This window comes from Microvirga aerilata (assembly GCF_016743775.1).
Lineage (GTDB): Bacteria > Pseudomonadota > Alphaproteobacteria > Rhizobiales > Beijerinckiaceae > Microvirga > Microvirga aerilata.
This window is the reverse complement of the sequence record NZ_JAEQMY010000008.1, coordinates 94112-114245: the sequence shown is the minus strand read 5'-3', so window position 1 is coordinate 114245 and position 20134 is coordinate 94112. Positions and strand designations below refer to the sequence as shown.

At 64.6% G+C, this 20134-nt stretch carries 19 protein-coding genes; 11 read left to right on the top strand and 8 right to left on the bottom strand.

Features of this window, described 5'->3' with window-relative positions; genetic code table 11:
- Nucleotides 1–46: 46 nt before the first annotated feature.
- Nucleotides 47–1183, bottom strand: a complete 1137-nt coding sequence (locus JKG68_RS07860; RefSeq protein ID WP_202057766.1) for a TRAP transporter substrate-binding protein — start codon at nucleotides 1181–1183, stop codon at nucleotides 47–49.
- Nucleotides 1184–1540: 357 nt separating this feature from the next.
- Here JKG68_RS07860 and JKG68_RS07855 point away from each other — a divergent pair, with 357 nt between their 5' ends.
- Nucleotides 1541–1936, top strand: coding sequence for a hypothetical protein (locus tag JKG68_RS07855; protein WP_202057763.1), 396 nt, complete (start codon nucleotides 1541–1543; stop codon nucleotides 1934–1936).
- 52 nt (nucleotides 1937–1988) lie between these two features.
- Here JKG68_RS07855 and JKG68_RS07850 read toward each other — a convergent pair whose 3' ends face one another.
- From JKG68_RS07850 to ggt, 4 genes are all read right to left on the bottom strand, one after another.
- Nucleotides 1989–2306, bottom strand: a complete 318-nt coding sequence (locus tag JKG68_RS07850) for a hypothetical protein (RefSeq protein ID WP_202057761.1) — start codon at nucleotides 2304–2306, stop codon at nucleotides 1989–1991.
- Between the two features lie 162 nt (nucleotides 2307–2468).
- Nucleotides 2469–3659, bottom strand: coding sequence for an O-succinylhomoserine sulfhydrylase (metZ, locus tag JKG68_RS07845; RefSeq protein ID WP_202057760.1), 1191 nt, complete (start codon nucleotides 3657–3659; stop codon nucleotides 2469–2471).
- An 86-nt stretch (nucleotides 3660–3745) separates the two neighbouring features.
- The gene (gene rfbD, locus JKG68_RS07840) at nucleotides 3746–4651 is read right to left on the bottom strand and encodes a dTDP-4-dehydrorhamnose reductase (RefSeq protein WP_202057756.1); all 906 of its coding nucleotides are present in this window, start codon (nucleotides 4649–4651) and stop codon (nucleotides 3746–3748) included.
- Nucleotides 4652–4714: 63 nt separating this feature from the next.
- Nucleotides 4715–6505, bottom strand: a complete 1791-nt coding sequence (gene ggt / locus JKG68_RS07835) for a gamma-glutamyltransferase (protein ID WP_246515197.1) — start codon at nucleotides 6503–6505, stop codon at nucleotides 4715–4717.
- A 191-nt stretch (nucleotides 6506–6696) separates the two neighbouring features.
- Between ggt and JKG68_RS07830 the strand changes: the two genes are divergently transcribed.
- Complete coding sequence (locus JKG68_RS07830) at nucleotides 6697–6930, top strand: hypothetical protein (RefSeq protein ID WP_202057754.1); 234 nt, start codon at nucleotides 6697–6699, stop codon at nucleotides 6928–6930.
- A gap of 161 nt (nucleotides 6931–7091) precedes the next feature.
- A complete protein-coding gene (locus JKG68_RS07825) occupies nucleotides 7092–8429 on the top strand; it encodes an MFS transporter (RefSeq protein ID WP_202057752.1) in 1338 nt (445 codons plus the stop codon).
- Here JKG68_RS07825 and JKG68_RS07820 read toward each other — a convergent pair.
- From JKG68_RS07820 to JKG68_RS34500, 3 genes are all read right to left on the bottom strand, one after another.
- Entirely contained in the window at nucleotides 8384–9400 is a 1017-nt protein-coding gene (locus tag JKG68_RS07820) for a transglycosylase SLT domain-containing protein (protein ID WP_202057750.1), read from the bottom strand. The genes JKG68_RS07825 and JKG68_RS07820 overlap by 46 nt on opposite strands.
- Before the next feature lie 576 nt (nucleotides 9401–9976).
- Entirely contained in the window at nucleotides 9977–10522 is a 546-nt protein-coding gene (gene cobU, locus JKG68_RS07815; protein ID WP_202057749.1) for a bifunctional adenosylcobinamide kinase/adenosylcobinamide-phosphate guanylyltransferase, read from the bottom strand.
- Between the two features lie 46 nt (nucleotides 10523–10568).
- Nucleotides 10569–11960: a sensor histidine kinase gene (locus tag JKG68_RS34500; RefSeq protein ID WP_202057747.1), complete on the bottom strand. Its 1392-nt coding sequence runs from the start codon at nucleotides 11958–11960 to the stop codon at nucleotides 10569–10571.
- 252 nt (nucleotides 11961–12212) lie between these two features.
- On the opposite strand from JKG68_RS34500, the gene JKG68_RS07805 reads away from it, so the two are divergent.
- From JKG68_RS07805 to phoB, 8 genes are all read left to right on the top strand, one after another.
- Nucleotides 12213–13259 (top strand): lysylphosphatidylglycerol synthase domain-containing protein, encoded by a 1047-nt coding sequence (locus JKG68_RS07805; protein WP_202057746.1) that lies wholly within the window; start codon nucleotides 12213–12215, stop codon nucleotides 13257–13259.
- A gap of 88 nt (nucleotides 13260–13347) precedes the next feature.
- Entirely contained in the window at nucleotides 13348–14667 is a 1320-nt protein-coding gene (locus JKG68_RS07800) for an ATP-binding protein (protein ID WP_202057744.1), read from the top strand.
- A gap of 182 nt (nucleotides 14668–14849) precedes the next feature.
- Complete coding sequence (pstS, locus tag JKG68_RS07795; RefSeq protein ID WP_202057738.1) at nucleotides 14850–15893, top strand: phosphate ABC transporter substrate-binding protein PstS; 1044 nt, start codon at nucleotides 14850–14852, stop codon at nucleotides 15891–15893.
- A gap of 35 nt (nucleotides 15894–15928) precedes the next feature.
- A complete protein-coding gene (pstC, locus tag JKG68_RS07790) occupies nucleotides 15929–16903 on the top strand; it encodes a phosphate ABC transporter permease subunit PstC (RefSeq protein ID WP_202057736.1) in 975 nt (324 codons plus the stop codon).
- A gap of 10 nt (nucleotides 16904–16913) precedes the next feature.
- Entirely contained in the window at nucleotides 16914–17819 is a 906-nt protein-coding gene (gene pstA, locus JKG68_RS07785; RefSeq protein WP_202057879.1) for a phosphate ABC transporter permease PstA, read from the top strand.
- Entirely contained in the window at nucleotides 17816–18634 is an 819-nt protein-coding gene (gene pstB, locus JKG68_RS07780; protein WP_202057735.1) for a phosphate ABC transporter ATP-binding protein PstB, read from the top strand. The genes pstA and pstB overlap by 4 nt, the downstream gene beginning before the upstream one ends.
- Before the next feature lie 26 nt (nucleotides 18635–18660).
- Entirely contained in the window at nucleotides 18661–19374 is a 714-nt protein-coding gene (gene phoU, locus JKG68_RS07775) for a phosphate signaling complex protein PhoU (RefSeq protein ID WP_202057730.1), read from the top strand.
- 2 nt (nucleotides 19375–19376) lie between these two features.
- Entirely contained in the window at nucleotides 19377–20093 is a 717-nt protein-coding gene (phoB, locus tag JKG68_RS07770; protein WP_202057721.1) for a phosphate regulon transcriptional regulator PhoB, read from the top strand.
- The last annotated feature ends 41 nt before the right edge of the window (nucleotides 20094–20134 follow it).

Sequence of the window (20134 nt, the reverse complement as noted above, 5' to 3'; positions counted from 1 at the left end):
CGTTCGAAGAAGCTTCTCAGGTTGAGATGGGCCTGCGCGCCATTCCTCAGGCGGTTTTGAAGAAGTGGTCGTAGGCCATGTCGCGGGAAGGCTCGTTGAGGCGCTCGTAGGCATAGGTGCGCTGAACCCAGGCCTTCTGGCTGTCGATCACCTTCTTGAAGAAGGGATCCTTCGAGAACTCCTCGATGACCTTGTTCCAGGCGTCGAGCTGCGCTTTCAGCACGGAATCGGGCGTCTTCCTCACGGTGACGCCGCGGCCCTTGATGGCCTCGAGATCCTTCGAGTAGCGATCGAGAGCCTTCCAGGACATGTCGGCCGATTCAGCCTCGGCGGCATACTTGATGATCGCCTTCAGCTCGGCCGGCAAACCATCGTACTTCGCCTTGTTGAAGATGAGCTCGAAGGTTTCGCCCGACTGATGGTAGCTCTGGAGCATGAGGTTCTTCGACACGTCGGGGAAGCCGAGCACGAGGTCCGACGACGGGTTGTTGAACTCCGCGCCGTCGATGACGCCGCGCTCGAGAGCAGGCACGATCTCGCCGCCCGCCAGGATGGTCACCGCCGCGCCGAGCTGACGGTTCAGGTCCGCCGCAAGCCCGACGGTGCGATACTTCAGGCCCTTGAAGGCATCCGCCGACGTGACCTCGCTCTTGAACCAGCCGAGCGGCTGTGCCGGCATAGGGCCGGACAGGAAGCCGACGATGTTGAGCTTCAGGATCTGCTGCTGCAGCTCGTTGTAGAGATCGTAGCCTCCGCCGTAGTTCATCCAGCCGAGGAACGAGTTGGCGTTCCAGCCGAAGGACGGACCCGTGCCGAAAAGCGCGAAGGCCTTGTTCTTGCCGTACCAATAGGCCGCGACGCCGTGGCCGCCGTCGAGGATGCCGGCATGCACCGCATCCTGCAGCTGGAAGGCGGGCACCACTGCGCCGGAGGCAAGCACGTCGATCTTCAGACGCCCGCCCGACATGTCGTTCACGCGTTTGGCGAAGTCGTTGCAGAACTCGTGGAAGATGTCCCGGTTCGGCCAGGTGGACTGGAACTTCCAGGTCGCCGTTTGGGCTCTCGATACCTGAGGCGCTGCAACCGTTGCGGCAGCGCCAAGGCCGGCCACTTGCAGAAAACGGCGGCGCGAATGCTTGGACCTCTCCGAGGTCTTCGCATCCGGACTGTTATCCTTCTTCATAGCTTCCTCCCTGACCCCCTGATTATTGTGGAGGATCGCGTCTTCTTCGTTCGGACGCGTTATTCCTCCATCGATGGTGCGTCATTTTGGTAGGGGGTGCAAGTGGCCCCAAATGGAAGCGCGTATATCCTATCGTCCAACACCGCTTTTACTTTCGAGCATCATGCGGATGCTACGACGATAGTCGTAGTGGCAGCGGCGTCGACGGGTTTTCTTGGGCTCGGGGCTTTGTGGCGTCTCTACGGAACCAAGAGCCCGGCCACCTGTTCACCACGGTAGCTTCCGTCCCACAGCATCGGGATATCTGCGGGGAAGGCCATGCGCTGTTCCCCCTTACAACTCCGAGCGGAGATTCACATGCGAAAAGCTCTTCTCTTGGCTGCCGGGCTTGCCCTCCTGTCGACATCGGCATGGAGCCAGGGTTCATCGCGAGATCGTGATGATTTCGATCGCGGAGGCTGGCGCGAAAGCCGCGACGAGTGGGACCGGGATCGAGACCGCGACGGAGACGGAAGGCGCGGCTCCAGAATGCGCGACGACGACGACCGCGACGACGACGATGATCGCTCCGGACGCGGCGCCCGCTTCTTCCTGCGCAGCGGCGACACGCAGCTTCGCGCGGTTTGCGGCGACCGGGAATCGACGCAGGCCTGTGTCGATGCTGCCTTGCGCATGTTCGACCGCTTGCAGGCGCAGTCTGGCGGGGCCGCCCGACCGGGAGCGCCGGCACCCGCTTCTCCGCCGCCTCAGTAAACAGAATTCATGGAGACTGGAGCAGTGAGGTCAGGCCTTACTGCTCAGGCCGTTATTCCTCGCAGACGCGGTAGCGCCGAATGACGATGTCGCCGAAACGGTCCCTGGCCTCGCGGCGGACGTAATAGCAGTCGCGATCCCGCTCACGCCAGACCCGGTCGCGGTCGCGCCTGCGGGAGCCGCGATCCCAGTCACGATCCTCGTCGCGCCAGTCGCGCTCCTCACTGCGCCATTCGCGCTCCTGCCGGTCGCGCCCACGGTCCCAATCGCGATCCCTGTCCATCCGTGGCTGTGCGAGAGCGCTGCCGCTCATGCTGCCGGCAACGAGACAGCCCGCCAGGAGGGCGGGCAGGTGCTGAAGCTTTGTCATGGCGTCCTCCAACGGTGCGAACGAACCTGCAGGCCAACGCAGGCCGGATGGCAGCGTTCCTGAGAGGTTGGATCATGCAGGCGATGCGCCGGATCCGCCCCGCCAAGGGAAGGAAGCACCAGGAAACGCAGCCCGCGGCGTCATGCGTGCGATGGGGACGCCTCAGACCTGCGTCAGCGCGCCGGCGATGTCCGCCAGCAGGTCGTCGCGATGCTCCAGCCCGACCGACAGGCGCACGAGCCCGTCCGAGATGCCCATCTCGCCGCGCTGCTCGGGCGTGAAGCGCTGATGGGTCGTGGTCGCCGGATGCGTGACGAGGCTTTTCGCATCGCCCAGGTTGTTCGAAATGCGGATCAGCCGCAGAGCGTTCAGGAAGCGGAACGCGCCTTCCTTTCCGCCCCGGACGTCGAGGGCGATCATCGTCGAGGCGCCGCTCATCTGACGCCTGATCAGCTCGGCCTGCGGATGTTCGGGCCGGCCCGGGTAGGTCAGCCGCCTGAGCTTGGGATGATCGTGGAGCGAGTCGGCAAGATGGGTGGCTGTTGCCGTCTGGCGCTCGACGCGAAGGGGCAGGGTCTCGAGGCCCTTGAGAAGCACCCAGGCGTTGAAAGGAGACAGCGAGGGACCGGTCATGCGCAGGAACTGCTGCACCTTGGTTTCGATGAACTCGGTCGAGGCGAGGATCACGCCGCCCAGACATCGGCCTTGGCCGTCGATGTGCTTGGTGGCCGAATACACCACACAATCGGCCCCCAGGGCGAGGGGCCTTTGAAAAAGCGGCGTTGCAAACACGTTGTCGACCGTGAGCGTGGCGCCGGCCTCATGGGCGATCGCGGCAACGCCCGCGATGTCGATGATCTCGAGGCTCGGGTTGGAAGGGGTCTCGAGCAGAAAGGCTTTCGTCTCGGGCCTCACGGCCTCGCGCCACCGGTTGAGGTCGGGGCCGTCGACGAGGGTGCAGCCGACGCCGAAGCGGGGCAGGAAATCCTCCACGACCCACCGGCAGGAGCCGAAGAGCGCGCGGGCTGCAACCACATGGTCGCCGGCCTGAACCTGCCCGACCATCGCAGCCGTGACGGCCGCCATGCCGCTTGCGGTCGCGCGGGCGGCTTCCGCTCCCTCCAGCGATGCCATCCGCTGCTCGAAAGCATCCACGGTCGGGTTCGAGAAGCGGCTGTAGCTGTAGCCCGGCTCCTCGTTCAGGAACCGCCGCTCGGCGCTCTCGGCGCTCTCGTAGATGAAGCCCTGGGTCAGGAAGAGCGCTTCGGACGTCTCGCCCAAGGGCGTGCGCTGATGGCCCTCGTGAACGAGCCGGGTTTCGAGGTGGTGGTCGGGCGCGGAGGATGAGGTCATCAGGCTATCCTAGGATTGTTCTTTATAAAGAACAATCGTCTTGTTTTGCGGAAAGTTCCTCATCGGCCGCCTTGCTGCCGGGTTCTTCAGCGGGAGACCTCCTTGCGGGCATCGGCGATCAGGCGCTTCACGCATGTCTCGAGGGAGGCTTGCCAGGGTGGAAGCACGACCCCGTGCGCTTCTTTCAGCTTGGTGCAGTCGAGCCGCGAGTTGGCCGGCCGCTTGGCGGGGGTCGGATAATCCGCCGTCCTGATCGGCCTGACCCGCGCGCCGGGACCGCCGAGCCGGGCGGACAGTGTGAAGATTTCGGCGGCGAACTCGGCCCAGTTGGTGTAGCCCGTGCCCGCCATGTGGAACAGGCCGCGCAGGCTCCTGTCATTGGGCCTTTCGAGAAGATTGCGGCTGACGCCCAAGATGCCGTCGGCGATGTCGAGGGCGCTCGTGGGCGAACCGAACTGGTCCGACACCACGCCGAGCTCCTCCCGGTCGGCGGCTAGGCGCAGCATCGTCTTGACGAAGTTCTTGCCGAACGGGCTGTAGACCCAGGCCGTGCGCAGAATCACGTGGTTTTCCGCCTCCGCGGCCACAGCCTCCTCGCCCAGAAGCTTCGAGGCGCCGTAGACCCCGAGCGGGGACACCGGGTCGTCCTCCCGATAGGGGCGCTCGGCCGTGCCGTCGAACACGTAATCGGTGGAGATGTGGATCACCGGCACGTTCATGGCGGCTGCGGTACCCGCGATGACGCCCGCGCCGATCCCGTTGATGGCCTCGGCCAGTTCCGGATCGGATTCCGCCTGGTCCACGGCCGTATAGGCGGCGGCGTTCACGATGACGTCGCCGCCGGTCTCGATCAGGGCGTCCTCGATGCCGGAGGGGTCCGCCAGGTCGAGCTTGGGACGCCCCACCAGCACGGCCTGCGCGCCGTGCGCCCGCGCCCGCTCGGCCAGAGAGCGGGCAACCTGTCCTTCCTTGCCGACGACGATGATACGCATGGAGACCTGAAACCCTTTTCGATAGTGGAAGCGGCCCCAAGGAGCGGGGCCGCTCGGTTGATGTCAGTTGCCGATGGCAACGCCCTCACGCCGGCTGTCGGCTCCGCCGACAAGCCCCGTGGGCGTGACGACGATGGCATGGATGCCGGAGTTCTGGTCGATCAGCTTGACCTCATGACCTTTCGCTTCAAGTGAAGCTTTCCACCCGTCAGCTTCCGTGCCGGCTTCCAGCTCGGTCGGGCCGTTGCGGCTGCCCGCATTGGGCAGGTCCGCCGCAACCTGCGGGTCGAGCTTCCAGTCCAGGATGCCGACGAGCGTCTTAGCCACGTAGTTGATGATGAGGCTGCCCCCCGGCGAGCCCACAACCGCATGAAGCTTGCCGCTGCCGTCCAGCACGATGGTCGGCGCCATGGAGGAGCGGGGCCGCTTGCCCGCCTCGACCCTGTTGGCGATGGGCTTGTCCTCTTCCATGGTGGCGAAGGAGAAGTCGGTCAGCTCGTTGTTCAGCAGGAAGCCGCTCTTCGTCATGATCCTCGCGCCGAACCCGTCCTCGATGGTGGTTGTCATCGAAACCGCATTGCCGTTGCGATCCACGATGGAGATGTGGCTCGTGCCGAACTCGATCCCGTCGGATGCGCCCCACAGGAAGGTCTTCTGGAACGGCGGGTCGCCCGGTTTGGCCTTGCCCATGGACTTGTTGGGATCGATCAGCGCGGCACGGCTCTTCAGATAGCCGGGATCCGTGAGACCTTTGACAGGCACGTTCACGAAGGCGGGATCGGCCACGAACAGCGCTCGGTCGGCATAGGCGAGGCGGCCTGCCTCGGCGATCCAGTGAACCGCCTCGGGACCGGGCTTGAGAGAGGCCATGTCCTGCGTTTCCAGGATGCCCATGATCTGCTGCACGGCAACCTGTCCGGAACTCGGCGGGCCCATGCCGCAGATCCTGTAGGTGCGGTAGCTCCCGCAGAGAGCCTCCCTTTCCTGGACCTTGTAGCCCTTCAGGTCGTCCAGGGTCATGTCGCCCGGATTGGTCGGGTGACCCGTGACGGTCGCCACGATGTCCTGGGCGATCTCGCCCGTATAGAAAGCCTCGGCGCCCTTTTCGGCGATGCTGCGCAACGTCTTGGCGAAAGCCGGATTCTTGAGCACGGTCCCAACGGCCTTGGGAGTGCCGTCGGCCTCATAGAAATAGGCCCGGGCGACCGGATCGTTCTGAAGATGTTTCTCCTGGGTCAGGAGGCCGTTGAGGCGCGGTGAAATCGCAAAGCCTTCCTCGGCCAGCCGGGCTGCGGGCTCGATAACCTGCTGCCATGAGAGCTTGCCCCAGTTCTTATGGGCGCTCTCCAGCAGGCGCAGGGTGCCCGGCACGCCGACTGAGCGGCCTCCCACCACGGCGTCGTAGAATTTCATCGGCTTACCGTCGGGGCCCAAGAAGCGCTCGGGCTTGGCGGCGGCCGGGGCTGTTTCACGTCCGTCCAGGGTGGCCATGGTCTTTCCATCCCAGAAGACCATGAAGGCGCCGCCGCCGATGCCGGAGCTTTGCGGCTCGACGAGGTTGAGAACCAACTGGACGGCGACAGCCGCATCGACGGCGCTGCCGCCTGCGGCAAGGATTTCGCGGCCTGCCTGTGCGGCAAGAGGGTTTGCCGCCGCAACCATGTCCCGTGTGGCGGTGCCGACGGACTTGGCAGTGCGTCCCGTCGGGGCCTCGGGGGCAGGCGCAACGGCTTGAGCGGAAACATGCGTCGGCAGGAAAATGCCGGCGAGAAGGCCAACTCCGAGAAGGCCAACTCCGAGATGGCTGGGCCGAAGATCGCCAAGGCTTCTGCGACGAGCGTTTCGAGTGATCATGCTGGTATGCTCCCTCTTGTGTTGCCCAACCCGGTGGGATGAGAGGAGCCTAGCAAAGGACTATCCCTTTGCGCCACTTCCATGAATCGGCGGAAAAGAACAGATTCTATATTTATTGCGCTGCAATATCACACTCCTGTCACTCTTTTGCGGCAAGGTGCGATTCGTGACCCGAAACCAAGGAGCAGGACATGTACGCCTACAATCTGTTCCGAAGTACGGAACCGGACGGCCTCGTCTGCGCAGTTCCGGAAGAGCGCTCGGTGCCGCCGTTCGTGGTGGAGCCGCACTGGCAGTTCGGTGGCCGGATCCAGAACCAGGAGACGACGCCTCTCGGCTTTGACAAGAAGGCGGCCGCAGAGGGCGTGCGCTTCAACGGCTTCTATCTCTTCGCGAGCTTTCAGAAGGACCGCCCGGGCCGGTAAGGCCCTCGGCGGCCCTTCGGCCCTGCCTTAGCCCGTGAGCCGGATACGACCAACCGACTAAAGAACACGCCAACGATTATGATCGGCCCTTGATCTTGAGCGGCGCCTGCTCTCTATCTTGCTGACCGCGCGCCCGCCGCTTCGCATCCCCCGATTTGATCGTGCACTCCTCCCTCGCCCTCATTTGGACCATTACGGCGGCAACCACCTTGCTGCAGGCGGGCAATGGTCTGCTGCAGGCGCTGATGCCCCTTCGCATGCAGGCGGAGGGTCTCTCCGTCTCGTCGATCGGCGTCGTTGCGGCGGCCTATGGCCTGGGCTTCTCCACGGGGTGCTTTCTGGCGCCGAGCTTCATCCGGCATGTGGGTTACATCCGCGCCTTCGCCAGCCTTGCGGCCATGGTGTCCGTCTTGGTGCTGGCCATGACGCAGGCCCATTCGACCCTGGCTTGGATCCTCCTGCGGGGCCTGACCGGGGTGACGCTCGCCTGCATCTTCACCGTGACGGATGGCTGGATCAGCGCCCGCGCCACCTCCAGCCACCGGGGCCGGATCCTTTCGGTCTACATGATCTGCACCAAGGTCACCCTGATGCTGTCCCCGCTGGGGATCGGCCTTGGGGATATTCGCATGGACGGATTGTTCATGGCGGTGAGCGCGCTGATCTCGCTCTCGCTCCTTCCCATCGCCGCAACGACGACGAAGGAGCCTGCTGCGCCGCAGGGCGTGCGGATCGAGGTGAAAAAGCTCTTCGCCACCGCGCCGTCCGCGGTGGTGGGAGCCTTCGTGGTCGGCTTGGTCAACGGCCCGGTGATCGCCATCACGCCCGTCTTCGGCGTGACCATCGGACTGGGTCAGGATCAGGCCGCAGCCCTTCTGTTCGCGCTCCAGGCCGGAAGCCTGACGATGCAATGGCCCCTCGGGTGGCTGTCCGACCGGGCAGACCGGCGTTACGTGATCGCCGGCCTTGCGGCGGGAACGAGCTTGGTCTCCCTCCTGATCCTTTGGGCCAGCGCGCAAGGCGCGAACCTGCTTATCCTATGGGCCTTTGCCGCCTGGGGCGGCCTTGCACTCTGCATCTATTCGGTTTGCGTGGCCCATGCCTGCGATATCGTGGAGCCAGGGCAGATCGTTTCCACCATCGGCACCCTTCTGTTTTCCTGGGCTGCCGGCGTGACCGTCGGCCCCTTGTTCGGCGCCATGGCAATGGAGGCGATCGGCCCTCAGGGCTTGTTCATCTACTCGGCCGTGGCCGCGCTTGGCCTTACGGCTTTCATCGTCGTGCGGATCCTTCGGGTGCAGCGCTCTCCCGCAAAAGGCGGCTTTGCGGATATTGCTCCCAGCAGCTCGGCCTCGGCAAGCCTGACGCCTCGTGCCGATATCAAAGCCGAGGACCAGCCTGTTGGGCCAGATGCAGAGCCTCACCAAGCTCCGGGTGGAGCCGAAGCAGCCGATCAGAAGGAAGCATCCGCCGTTGCGCGCATCGAGACATCCTCGTAGCGGTTAAGGCGCTTGTCGATCATGTCGTCGATCTTGCCATAGACTTCCGCCACGCTGAGCTGGCGGGTCTTCTTGCCGTCCTTGGCGAAGAACAGCGACTTGTTGGACTTCGCCGCAGCCGGGAAGGCGCTGGGCGCGCTCTTCTTCGGGGTGTCGTCCACCAGGGCAATGAACCTGCTGGCGCTGTCGACGCCGAAGAAGTGCGAGAGATAGAATTCCGAGCGGCTGAGCTTGCGGCCGAGCCTGTTCTCGATCTTGGCCTTGTCCCGCTTCATCAACTCCGCCGCCATCAGGGCGGAGAGGTAGGGGTTGCGGCGCAGGCTGAGAATGTGCTCGCGCATCGTCTCGTTCGCAACGTTCAGTTTCCCCGTCGGGCCTTCGATCGCCTGAGCTTCGGCGACCAGGCCGTGCTTGGGACCGAAGGAGCGAACAGCCTCGAGCCAGGTGCTCGAGATGAACTGGAAAAGACCGACCGCCGAGGAGGTCGAGGCCTTGTTGCCGGGCAGAAAGCTCGATTCCTTGTCCGCCAGAGCCATCATGTACACGGGATCGGCTTCGGTCAGCCTGGAGGCGCGCAGGATCGTGTCCACGATCCAGACAGGAACCCGCATCTCCTCGAAATCCATATAATCCGTGAGTTCCCGCGAGATGGGCTCCTCATCCTCGCTGCCTTGCGACGTCGGAGGATTGGTCAGCGGGATGGTCAGGATGATCTGCTTTTGCAGTTCCGCGTTCGCCATGTCTGCCGCCGCAACAGGCACGATGCCCTCCAAGGGATCCGTCGAGCGCATGTTATCAGCCGCAGTGCTGAACGGGCGCTGAGGCTGAGTATGGGGAACCCTGATGGCATTCTGGCCCGCATCGAGGATCGCCGGTATTCCGACGCGCGTCTCGGCCGCGGACGCCGAATGGGGTGCGGCCGCTCCCACGGCAATCGTCAGGCAGGCACCAAGGCCAAGGGTCTTCGTCATCCGCAGCAGAGCCTGACGGCGCTGCAAATTTGATTGGCTTTGGATCTCGCGATCAGATCCGGGCCGAAGATTCACATCGTGCTTACGGCGAAAAGTCGTTGGCTGGCGCGCGTCACAGGACGCTGTCAGAGCGCTTTGCATTCGAATAAGCCCCCAGGAATGTGCCGCTGCGCCGTTAAGACGGGCCTGCGGTCGTTCTTCGTTCAAGCGAGGCGAGTATGTGCTAGGTCGATATGTCCAGAATAGGTCAGCTTGACCTTAAAACTTGGAGTTTGTTCCCAAGTGCGACGTTTTGTGCCCTATCTGTATACAGAGGGAACTCTTCTGAAATCTTTATTTTTCAACAAAATACTTGCTGAATTGGCAAGGCTTCGATGACGTGATGACGCACCGGGAATAAGACGAAGTATTGAGACCCGCCCCCGGGTATGGGCCAGACAAGCCGCTACGGAAGATCAGCTCCGCTTGTGCTCAAGAGTGCTCGTTCTGCATGCAGTCGCCGAGGTGATAATTGAGAGGCTGTCGGCGTCAGCGGCCGTTGAGCCAGGGTGAAAACCGGCTTACGGGGTCGCGGAGCTATGCCAAGGTCAGCTGCAGCGAGGGGGCTGGCTTGAGCAGGATTGGGCAGCCTGCCGCCACGAAGACGACCGCGTCGCAGGCCTCTGCGATACGCTGGTTCAACCGGCCCTGCTCATCTCGAAAGCGGCGCCCGAGGGGTGTTGCAGGCACGATCCCATGGCCAACCTCGTTCGAGACCAGGATGAGTGGGCCGCTGGCCTCCTGGATGGCCCGTATCAGGAACTCCGTCTCTTGCCCCGGATCCCGCTCGGCCAGCAGGATGTTGGAGAGCCAGAGGGTCAGGCAGTCCACCAGCACAGCCGTTCCGGGGCCTACGTGAGCCCGGATCGTCTGCGGCAGATCCAAGGGGGAGTCCTGTGTCCGCCAGGAGCCGTCCCGCTCCATGCGATGCTGCGCGATGCGCTCTCGCATCTCGTCGTCGTAGGCCTGAGCCGTCGCGATGTAGATCCGGCTTGCGGATGCGCGCTCGGCAAGCTGCAGCGCCGTCCTGCTTTTTCCGGAGCGCGCTCCGCCCAGAACGAGAACACGGCGGTGAACATTCATGATGGATTTCCCGGTGCGGACGATGAGCGCGTTTCGTCCGCGAACGCTAGCTGGTCAGGCGGCTGAGGGGCAGGGTCATGTGAACGCGCAGGCCTTCCGGCCGCCATTCCCGGTCCAGGGTGCCCCCGAGCTGCCCGGTAATGCTTCTTTGGGACAGTTGAGTGCCAAATCCCTCGAAGCCCGGCGGACCCTCGATGGTCGGGCCGCCGCTTTCCGTCCAGAGAACGTCGGCCGTCTCATCGTGAACGGTCCACTGGATGGCAAGCTCGCCCTCCGGGCTCGACAGGGAGCCATACTTGGCGGCATTGGTGGCAAGTTCGTGCAGGACCAGCGCGAGGCTCGTCGTCGTGTTGGAGCCGACAAGGACGCTGGGGCCTTCGATCGTGATCTTGTTCTGGCCGGTTTGCCTGTAGGGCTCAAGAACCGCTTCGATCAAGCGGGCGAGCTCCACATCGGTGCCGGCTCCCGAGTCCGCTGTAGAGACCGGTTGAACCAGCTCATGCGCCCGCGAGAGGGCACTCAAGCGCCCGCGCAGGGAGTTGGCCATATCCTTGGGGTCTTTCGCCGTGCGAGCCGTCATCGACACCATGCCGTTCGCGATGGCGAACAGGTTCTTGACCCGATGGGTCAGCTCCCGCGTCAGGAGCTTCTGGCCCTCCTCCAGGGCTTGGCGTTCCGTGACGTCGCTGATGACCCCATACAGGGTCACGGCACGGGACGTGCCGCCCTCGTTCACGTAAAGAGCCTGCCCATGCGAACGGAACCAGCGAAGTTTGCCGTCAGGCAGAACGGCACGGTATTCGCTGTCGTAATGGCCGCCGGATGCGGGATCGGCAGCGGATGCGATCTGCCCCTTCACATGCTCCAGATCCTCGGGATGAATCATCGTCCAAGCCTCTTCAAGCGTGAGGCTGTACAATCCGTTGTGGGGAAGGCCGTAGAGGGCGCAGCTTCCCTCGTCCCAGGTGATCAGGCGCTTTTCCAGATCGATCTGCCAGGTTCCGAGATCGGCCGCCTCAAGGGCCAATCGATACTGGCTCTCGAGCAGGCGAAGGGCCTCCTCAGCCTTCTTCTGGCCATGGATGTTCGTGCTCGTGCCGAACCAACGAGCGATCGTTCCTGACAGATCCTGAATGGGAGTGGCCCGGCTGAGAAACCACTCATGGTCTCCGGCCGCCGTCCTGACCCGATACTCCCATTCGTAGGCCTGCCCGGTTTCAAGGGACCGGCGCCAATGCTCTCGAACGCCGGGCAGGTCGTCGGGATGGATGGCCGCTTCCCAGCCATTGCCCATGACCTGCTCGGGCGTGAGCCCGGTAAATTCGCGCCAGCGGCGATTCACATAATCCACATGGCCATCGGGCCGGGACGACCAGACGAGTTGGGGCAGGGACTCCGCCAGAACAGCGAATTGAGTTTCTGTTTCCTTGAAATCCACTCAGAACTCCCGAGGACCGCCTGTGCGGCCAAGTCTCCTATAGCAAGGGAAGCATTGTTGTAGGCCTTTTTCGAGACTGACAACCCACATCCGGCTTCAACCGCGATTTCCCGGGCGAAAGAGTAGCGCCAGCCTTGCGAAACCATTAAAAGGCCGGCGGCGTCTGGCGGTTCTCGGCGAAAGCGCATAGATGCAGGTCGGCCCTCGCACCATGAGGCGACCTTTCCACGCTTGAGGCTGATGACAGTTTTCATGAATGATATGAGTTCCCGTCCGGTATCCCCGCCGGAAATGGCGTCGGCCGAAGCGCTTCAGCCGAAGGAGCGCCGCTCCCGCCGTTTCGCGTGGATCGGGATGGCCGCAAGCGTCCTCCTGTTCGGTGCATCTCTGGTGGTTCTCTGGCACATTGTGTCAGAGATCGACGTCAATGAACTGAAAGCCGCTTTCACGGCGGCAAGCCTGCGCCAGATCGGGCTCGCGGTGCTCTTTACGGCCATCAGCTACGGGCTGCTCACCTGCTACGACGCCATCGCGCTCCGTCAGCTCAAGCTGCAGATCCCCTATCGCACCACGGCCCTTGCATCCTTCACGAGCTATGCGGTGAGCTTCACCCTGGGGTTCCCGCTGCTCACGGCCGGCACCGTCCGCTACTGGATCTATTCCCCCAAGGGGGTGAGCCCGGGGCGGGTGGCGAGCCTGACCGTGATCGCCGGCGTGACCTTCTGGCTCGGCATGGCGCTGGTTCTCGCCTTGAGCCTGATCAGCCAGGCCGATGAGCTGGCAAGCCTCGTCTACACCCATATCTGGGTCAACCAGCTCGTGGGCTTGGGCGCCGCCGTCTTCGTCATCGGCTACATGATCTGGGTCTCGCTCAAGCGTCGCGCCGTGAAGATCCAGGGCTGGAAGCTGGAATTGCCGGGGTTTCGCCTGTCCCTCGCCCAGATCCTGATCGGCGCGGGCGATGTTTGCGCGGGAGCCGGCGTCCTGTTCGTCCTCCTGCCGGGCGGGCACAATCTCAGCTTCGAGACCTTCGTGGCGGTCTATATCTTCGCGGTCATGCTGGGGGTCGCAAGCCATGCGCCGGGCGGGCTCGGCGTGTTCGAGGCCACCATTCTCCTGGCGCTCTCGAACTATCCGCGGGAGCCGGTTCTGGGAGCGCTGCTCCTCTACCGCCTCTGCTATTATCTGGTTCCCTTTGTGATCGCTCTGGCGTTCCTGGGGGCCTACGAGATCCGCAACCGGATCCGGTCCTCCCGGGACGCGTTCAAGCCGGATGACGACGAGGTCGTGGTCGAGTGAGGTCCGGGGCGGGAGATGACACCTGCCTTGGCCTGCCCTAAACAGGGCGGACAAAGGTCCCGCCATCCCCGTCCGCGCATCTCACCCCATGAACGATCCTGACGCCTCCAAGCCGGAAGCCGGCCCGCAGCATCCTGGCGCGATCCGCGAGGCGGCGCTTCGTGGCGCCACCATCGCCTGCCTGGTGCTGATCGCCGTTGCGGCCGTGCGAGGCTACGGCGACGTGTGGCTTCTGATCGGAACCCTGATCGCCCTCGTGGCCAGCGTCGTCCTGGCTGGGCGCAGGCGCAGCCCTGGAGGCGGAACGCGGTCGCAGCCGCGCAAATCCCAGCGCTCCAGCGTGGCGGAAGCCGTTCTGGCCCATATCCCGGACCCGGTCATCCTGGTCGACGGGCGGGTGCTGGTGGTCGAGGCCAACAAGGCGGCCCACGATCTCCTGGCGGGCTTGAAGACGAGCCATCCCCTGTCGTTCGCCCTTCGCAGTCCCGATGTGCTCGACGGGATTCACGAGGTGCTGGAAACCGGCGCGCCCCTGAGGGTGGAGTATTCCGAGCGCGTTCCCAGGGAGCGCACGTTCGAGGTGCATATCGGCCCCTTGCGGGCGGCGGTCCCCGACGTCGCAGTGCAGGCGGGCGTGGTCCTGTTCTTTCGCGATCTCACCTCCGCCCGGCGCCTGGAGGCCATGCGGGCCGATTTCGTGGCCAATGCGAGCCACGAGCTGCGCACGCCGCTCGCCTCGGTCCTCGGCTTCATCGAGACCCTTCAGGGCCCGGCCCGCGACGACGCCAGGGCCCGGGAGCGCTTTCTCGACATCATGAAAGGGCAGGCGCAGCGCATGAAGCGCCTGATCGACGACCTCCTGTCCCTGTCGCGCATCGAGATGCGGGCGCATCTGACGCCGACGCAGACCGTCGACCTGGCCGCCATCGTGTCTCAGATGGTGGAAACGCTCTCGCCGCTCGCGCGGGAGCGCGGGGTGGTCATCGAGGCCAAGCTCCCAAGCGGCCCGGTTCCCGTGCTGGGCGACCGCGACGAGCTTCTGCGCGTGACCGAGAACCTGATCGAGAACGCGGTGAAATACGGCGAGAGCGGCGGGAAGGTGGATGTGGAGCTCGTGCGCATCGGCGCCTCCCACGGGGAGCAGATGTCCCATGTGGCCCTTTCGGTCCAGGATTACGGCCCCGGCATCGCGCCCGAGCACCTGCCGCGCCTGACCGAGCGCTTCTACCGGGTCGATGTCGTGCAGAGCCGGGACAAGGGCGGAACCGGGCTCGGCCTTGCCATCGTGAAGCACATCCTCACCCGCCACCGCGGGCACCTCGACATCGCGAGCGAGCCGGGGCAGGGCGCGCGTTTCACGGTGACGCTTCCTGACGCAGGCCCGGGCGGCCCCTCGTCATCCGCCTAGCCCCATCCCCCCCTCGGCCGAGGGGGTTTGAGGCGGCTCCCGAGGGATCCTTTCGGGGTGTCATGCAATTGTCATCCAACTGTCGTAGAGGAGACATCCGTCGGGCCTAGCTGTCCCATCGCGTGACACGGCCCTGGGGCTTTGAAGCCGCCTGTCGCGCTTGTATGAACAGGAGACTTATCGTGAAGATTATGTCCTACGCCATTGCGGCCGGCCTTGCCGTCGCGAGCCTTACGACCACGGCATCTGCGGCCGACATCACGGGCGCAGGCGCGACCTTCCCGTTCCCGATCTATGCCAAGTGGGCCGAGGCCTACAACAAGGAGACGGGCAACCGTCTGAACTATCAGTCCATCGGCTCCAGCGGCGGCATTCGCCAGATCCGGGCCAAGACCGTCGATTTCGGCGCCACCGATGCTCCCCTCAAGGGTGAGGAGCTGCAGAAGGACGGCTTCGTCCAGTTCCCCGCCGTCATGGGCGGCGTGGTGGCGGTGTACAACGTGCAGGGCGTCGCCTCGGGCCAGCTGAAGCTGACCGGCGAGGTTCTGGCCGACATCTTCAACGGCAAGATCTCCAAGTGGAACGATGCCAAGATCGCCCAGGCCAACCAGGGCGTGACGCTTCCCAACGCCAACATCACGCCGGTCTACCGTTCGGACGGATCGGGCACCACCAGCGTGTTCACCACCTACCTGTCCCAGGTCTCCGAATCCTGGAAGAGCGGCCCGGGCGCCGGCTCCTCCGTGCAGTGGCCCGTCGGCCAGGGCGGCAAGGGCAACGAGGGCGTCGCCGCTCTCGTGAAGCAGGTGCCGAACTCCATCGGCTATGTGGAATACGCCTACGCCAAGCAGAACAGCATCCCGTTCGCCCAGCTTCAGAACAAGAACGGCAAGTTCGTGTCGCCGGAGGCCAAGACGTTCCAGGCCGCCGCCGCCAACGCCGAGTGGAAGTCCGCTCCCGGCTACGGCATCTCGCTGACGAACCAGCCCGGCGACGAGGCCTGGCCGATCACGGCTCCGACCTTCATCCTGGTTCCCAAGGCTCCCGAGAAGCCGGAGCAGGTGGCCGAGGCGCTGAAGTTCTTCGATTGGTCCTTCAAGAACGGCGACCAGATGGCTGTCGAACTCGACTACGTGCCGCTGCCCGCTCAGTTGAAGGATCAGGTTCGCGCCACTTGGGCGAGCGAGATCAAGAACGCTTCGGGTCAGCCTCTCATCAAGCAGTAAGCCGACCCTGACGGCATAACAAAGCGGATCGGCGAATGGTAGCTCTCTCGCAAGAACGTCTCGTGTCGAGCCAGGTTGTTCCTGCTCGCCGATCCTTCAAACCCAGCTTCGACAGGGTCTTCCGCCTCGCGAGCCTCGGCTCGGCCCTTCTGGTGCTGATCGTGCTGCTGGGGATCATCGGCGCGATGATCTACGGCGGCCTCCCGGCCTTTCGCGAATTCGGCTTCGGCTTCATCACGTCGACGGTCTGGAACGTGAACGAGGACCAGTACGGCGCCTGGGTGGCCATCGTGGGCACCTTGAGCACGGCGCTGATCGCCCTCGTGATCGGCGTTCCGCTCTCGCTCGGCATCGCGATCTTCCTGACGCAGCTCTGCCCGCCATGGCTCAAGCGGCCCGTGGCAACGACCATCGAGCTGCTCGCCGCCGTGCCGAGCATCATCTACGGCATGTGGGGCCTCTTCGTCTTCGCGCCCCTGTTCGCCAACTACATCCAGATGCCGGTCTCCAATCTGGTGGAGGGGCTGCCGATCGTCGGCACGATCCTCTACGCCCGCACGCCGTCCGGCGTCGGCATTCTGACGGCCGGCATCATCCTGGCCATCATGATCATTCCCTTCATCGCATCGATCGCGCGGGACATTCTCGACCAGATCCCGCCGGTCCTGCGCGAGAGCGCCTACGGCATCGGCTGCACCACCTGGGAGGTGGTGCGCAACGTGCTGCTGCCGCAGGCCGGCGTCAGCATCATCGGCGCGATCATGCTCGGTCTCGGCCGCGCGCTGGGCGAGACCATGGCGGTGACCTTCGTCATCGGCAACGCCAACCGCCTGTCGGGCTCGCTCTTCGACCCGGGCTCCACGATCGCGTCGCGGATCGCCAACGAGTTCAACGAGGCCATCGGCCTGCAGTTGAACGCCCTGATGGCGCTCGGTTGCATCTTGTTCCTGGTCACGTTCACCGTGCTCGTGCTCGCGCGCATTCTGGTCTCGCGCGTGAAGGTCGCTTAAGGGGTCGATGATGGACACCGCTTTGCAAACACCCGCGACGGCAAAGACGACGCCGAGCCCTGCCGCCTGGGGGCGCGTGCGCCGCAGCCGCCACCTGGCGGACCGGGCGCTGAAAGTCGTCTGCACGCTGTTCACGGTCATCGGCGCCACGGTGCTCGGCTGGATCCTTCTGATGCTGCTCGTCGAAGGGATCGGCGGCCTGTCGCCGGCGGTCTTCACGGAAACGACCCCGGGTCCCGGCAGCCAGGGCGGCGGCATCGCCAACGCCATCGTGGGCAGCCTGATCCTCACGGTTCTCGGCATCGTGGTGGCAACGCCCATCGGCGTGCTGGCCGGCACCTATCTGGCGGAATACGGCAAGGGCTCCAAGCTTGCCGAGATCATCCGCTTTGTGAACGACATCCTGCTCGCGGCCCCCAGCATCCTCATCGGCCTCTTCGTCTACATGCTGATGGTGCAGCCCATGGGCGGGTATTCCGGCTGGGCCGGCGGCGTGGCGCTGGCGATCATCGCGGTGCCGGTGATCGTGCGCACGACCGAGGACATGCTGCGCCTGGTGCCGGGTTCCCTGCGCGAGGCCGGCGCGGCGCTCGGCGCGCCCATGTCGACGGTGATCATCAGCATCAGCTGGAAGGCCGCGCGTGCCGGCATGGTCACCGGCGTCCTGCTGGCAACCGCCCGCATCGCGGGCGAGACCGCGCCGCTTCTCTTCACGGCGCTCAACAATAACTTCTGGTTCAACCCCAACCTGATGGGCGGCGTCGCGAACCTGCCGGTCATGATCTTCCAGTTCGCCCTTTCGCCTTATGAGAACTGGCGCGAGCTGGCCTGGGCCGGCGCCCTCATCATCACCCTATCGATTCTGGCGCTGTCCGTCGTGGCGCGCCTGCTCCTGAGGAAGGATCAAGTCCGATGAGCACGATTGCCGTCTCCGCAAGCAGCGCCATCGGCAACGCGGCTGCCGCCGATACCGGCGTTCCGGTTCGCATCGCCGTCAGAAACCTCAACTTCCACTATGGCGATTTCCGCAGCCTGAAGGACATCTCCATCGACTTCTACGACCGGCAGGTGACGGCCCTCATCGGCCCGTCCGGCTGCGGAAAGTCGACGCTGCTGCGCACCTTCAACCGCATCTACAGCCTCTACCCCGAGCAGCGCGCCGATGGCGAGATCCTGCTCGACGGGCAGAACGTGCTGTCGCCGTCCATCGACGTGAACGAGCTGCGCGCCCGCGTCGGCATGGTGTTCCAGAAGCCGACGCCGTTTCCCATGTCGATCTACGACAACATCGCCTTCGGCATCAAACTGTACGAGCGGCTGCCGAAGTCCGAGCTCGACGGGCGCGTCGAGGAGGCCCTGCGCAAGGCGGCCTTGTGGGACGAGGCGAAGGACAAACTGCGTCAGTCCGGCATGAGCCTGTCCGGCGGCCAGCAGCAGCGCCTGTGCATCGCGCGCACCATCGCGCAGAAGCCCGAGGTGATCCTGCTCGACGAGCCGACCTCCGCGCTCGATCCGATCTCCACCGGCAAGATCGAGGAGCTGATCGAGCAGCTTCGCTCCGAGTTCACCATCGTGATCGTCACGCACAACATGCAGCAGGCGGCGCGCATCTCGCAGTTCACGGCCTTCATGTATCTCGGCGAGGTCGTCGAGTTCGGACCGACCACCAGGATGTTCATGAATCCTGCCAAGAAACAAACCCAGGATTATATCACGGGCCGCTTCGGCTGATCGAAGCGCTTCAAGGGAGTCTTACCATGGCGGAGCATATCGTCAGCTCCTACGACAACGATCTGCAGGGGCTCAGGCAGCGCATCTCCGAGATGGGCGGCATCTCCGAGAAGATGCTCGTCGATGCGGTCGCGGCGCTCGCCCGGCACGACAAGACCCTGGCCCAGACGGTGATTGCGTCGGACCCTCGCCTCGACGTCCTGCACCGCGAGGTGGAGGAGAGCGCCATCCTGACCATCGCCCGGCGCCAGCCGCTGGCGGTCGACCTGCGCGAAACCATCTCGGCGATCCGCATTTCCGGCGACGTGGAGCGCATCGGCGACCTGGCGAAGAACATCGCCAAGCGCGCGCTGGCCATCGGCGGCGAGTTCCAGCCGCACAAGATCGTCGTGGGCCTCCAGCACATGAACGATCTCGTGCTGGGACAGCTCAAGGACGTGCTCGACGCCTACGCGCAGAAGGACACGGAAAAGGCGCTCGACGTGTGGAAGCGCGACGGGGCCATCGACGCGCTCTACACGTCCCTGTTCCGGGAGCTCCTCACCTACATGATGGAGGACCCGCGCAACATCTCGTTCTGCACGCATCTCCTGTTCTGCGCCAAGAACATCGAGCGCATCGGAGATCACACCACCAACATCGCCGAGACGGTTCATTACCTCGTCACCGGCGAGACGCTGGCCATCGACCGGCCGAAGAACGACCGGTCCATCGACGCGGCCGTCGGAGCGGGAGCCTGAGGATGGGGCCTCGCGTTCTGATCGTCGAGGACGAAGAGCCCTTGATGCTGCTGCTGCGCTACAACCTCGAGGCCGAAGGCTACGAGGTGGACAGCGTGTCCCGCGGGGACGAGGCGGAAATCCGCCTGCGGGAGCAGGTGCCCGACATCGTGCTGCTGGACTGGATGCTGCCGGGCCTTTCCGGGATCGAGCTGTGCCGGCGCATCCGCGCGCGCTCGGAGATCGAGCGCCTGCCCATCATCATGCTCACCGCCCGCGGCGAGGAGGGCGACCGCATCCGCGGGCTTGCCACCGGCGCCGACGACTACATCGTCAAGCCGTTCTCCGTGCCGGAGCTGCTGGCGCGGGTGCGCGCGCTCCTGCGCCGGGCGAAGCCCACGCATATCGCGACCCTGCTGAGGGCCGGCGACATCGAGCTCGATCGCGAAACCCACCGGGTGCGCCGGTCGGGCCAGGAGCTGCATCTCGGACCCACGGAGTTTCGCCTGCTCGAGTTCCTGATGCAGAGCCCCGGCCGCGTCTTCTCCCGCGAGCACCTGCTCAACGCCGTGTGGGGCCACGACGTTTATATCGACGAGCGCACGGTGGACGTGCATGTGGGCCGCCTGCGCAAGGCCATCAACCTGCCGCGCAGGCCCGACCCGATCAGGACGGTCAGGGGCGCGGGCTATTCCTTCGACGAGACCTTCGCCCGCGAGGAGCAGGCGCTCGACGCCTGACGCCGGAACATGAAAGCAAAGAGGCCGCGCTGCAGGAACAC

Bases quoted from the DNA above. Each gene is read 5' to 3' on its own strand.
- ggt (WP_246515197.1), bottom strand. From the start codon at position 6,505: ATGATCACTCGAAACGCTCGTCGCAGAAGCCTTGGCGATCTTCGGCCC.
- JKG68_RS07860 (WP_202057766.1), bottom strand. From the start codon at position 1,183: ATGAAGAAGGATAACAGTCCGGATGCGAAGACCTCGGAGAGGTCCAAG.
- pstB (WP_202057735.1), top strand. From the start codon at position 17,816: ATGAGCACGATTGCCGTCTCCGCAAGCAGCGCCATCGGCAACGCGGCT.
- cobU (WP_202057749.1), bottom strand. From the start codon at position 10,522: ATGAATGTTCACCGCCGTGTTCTCGTTCTGGGCGGAGCGCGCTCCGGA.
- JKG68_RS07805 (WP_202057746.1), top strand. From the start codon at position 12,213: ATGAATGATATGAGTTCCCGTCCGGTATCCCCGCCGGAAATGGCGTCG.
- JKG68_RS07800 (WP_202057744.1), top strand. From the start codon at position 13,348: ATGAACGATCCTGACGCCTCCAAGCCGGAAGCCGGCCCGCAGCATCCT.
- pstC (WP_202057736.1), top strand. From the start codon at position 15,929: ATGGTAGCTCTCTCGCAAGAACGTCTCGTGTCGAGCCAGGTTGTTCCT.
- JKG68_RS07820 (WP_202057750.1), bottom strand. From the start codon at position 9,400: ATGACGAAGACCCTTGGCCTTGGTGCCTGCCTGACGATTGCCGTGGGA.
- metZ (WP_202057760.1), bottom strand. From the start codon at position 3,659: ATGACCTCATCCTCCGCGCCCGACCACCACCTCGAAACCCGGCTCGTT.
- rfbD (WP_202057756.1), bottom strand. From the start codon at position 4,651: ATGCGTATCATCGTCGTCGGCAAGGAAGGACAGGTTGCCCGCTCTCTG.
- phoU (WP_202057730.1), top strand. From the start codon at position 18,661: ATGGCGGAGCATATCGTCAGCTCCTACGACAACGATCTGCAGGGGCTC.
- JKG68_RS07855 (WP_202057763.1), top strand. From the start codon at position 1,541: ATGCGAAAAGCTCTTCTCTTGGCTGCCGGGCTTGCCCTCCTGTCGACA.
- JKG68_RS07830 (WP_202057754.1), top strand. From the start codon at position 6,697: ATGTACGCCTACAATCTGTTCCGAAGTACGGAACCGGACGGCCTCGTC.
- JKG68_RS07850 (WP_202057761.1), bottom strand. From the start codon at position 2,306: ATGACAAAGCTTCAGCACCTGCCCGCCCTCCTGGCGGGCTGTCTCGTT.
- phoB (WP_202057721.1), top strand. From the start codon at position 19,377: ATGGGGCCTCGCGTTCTGATCGTCGAGGACGAAGAGCCCTTGATGCTG.
- pstA (WP_202057879.1), top strand. From the start codon at position 16,914: ATGGACACCGCTTTGCAAACACCCGCGACGGCAAAGACGACGCCGAGC.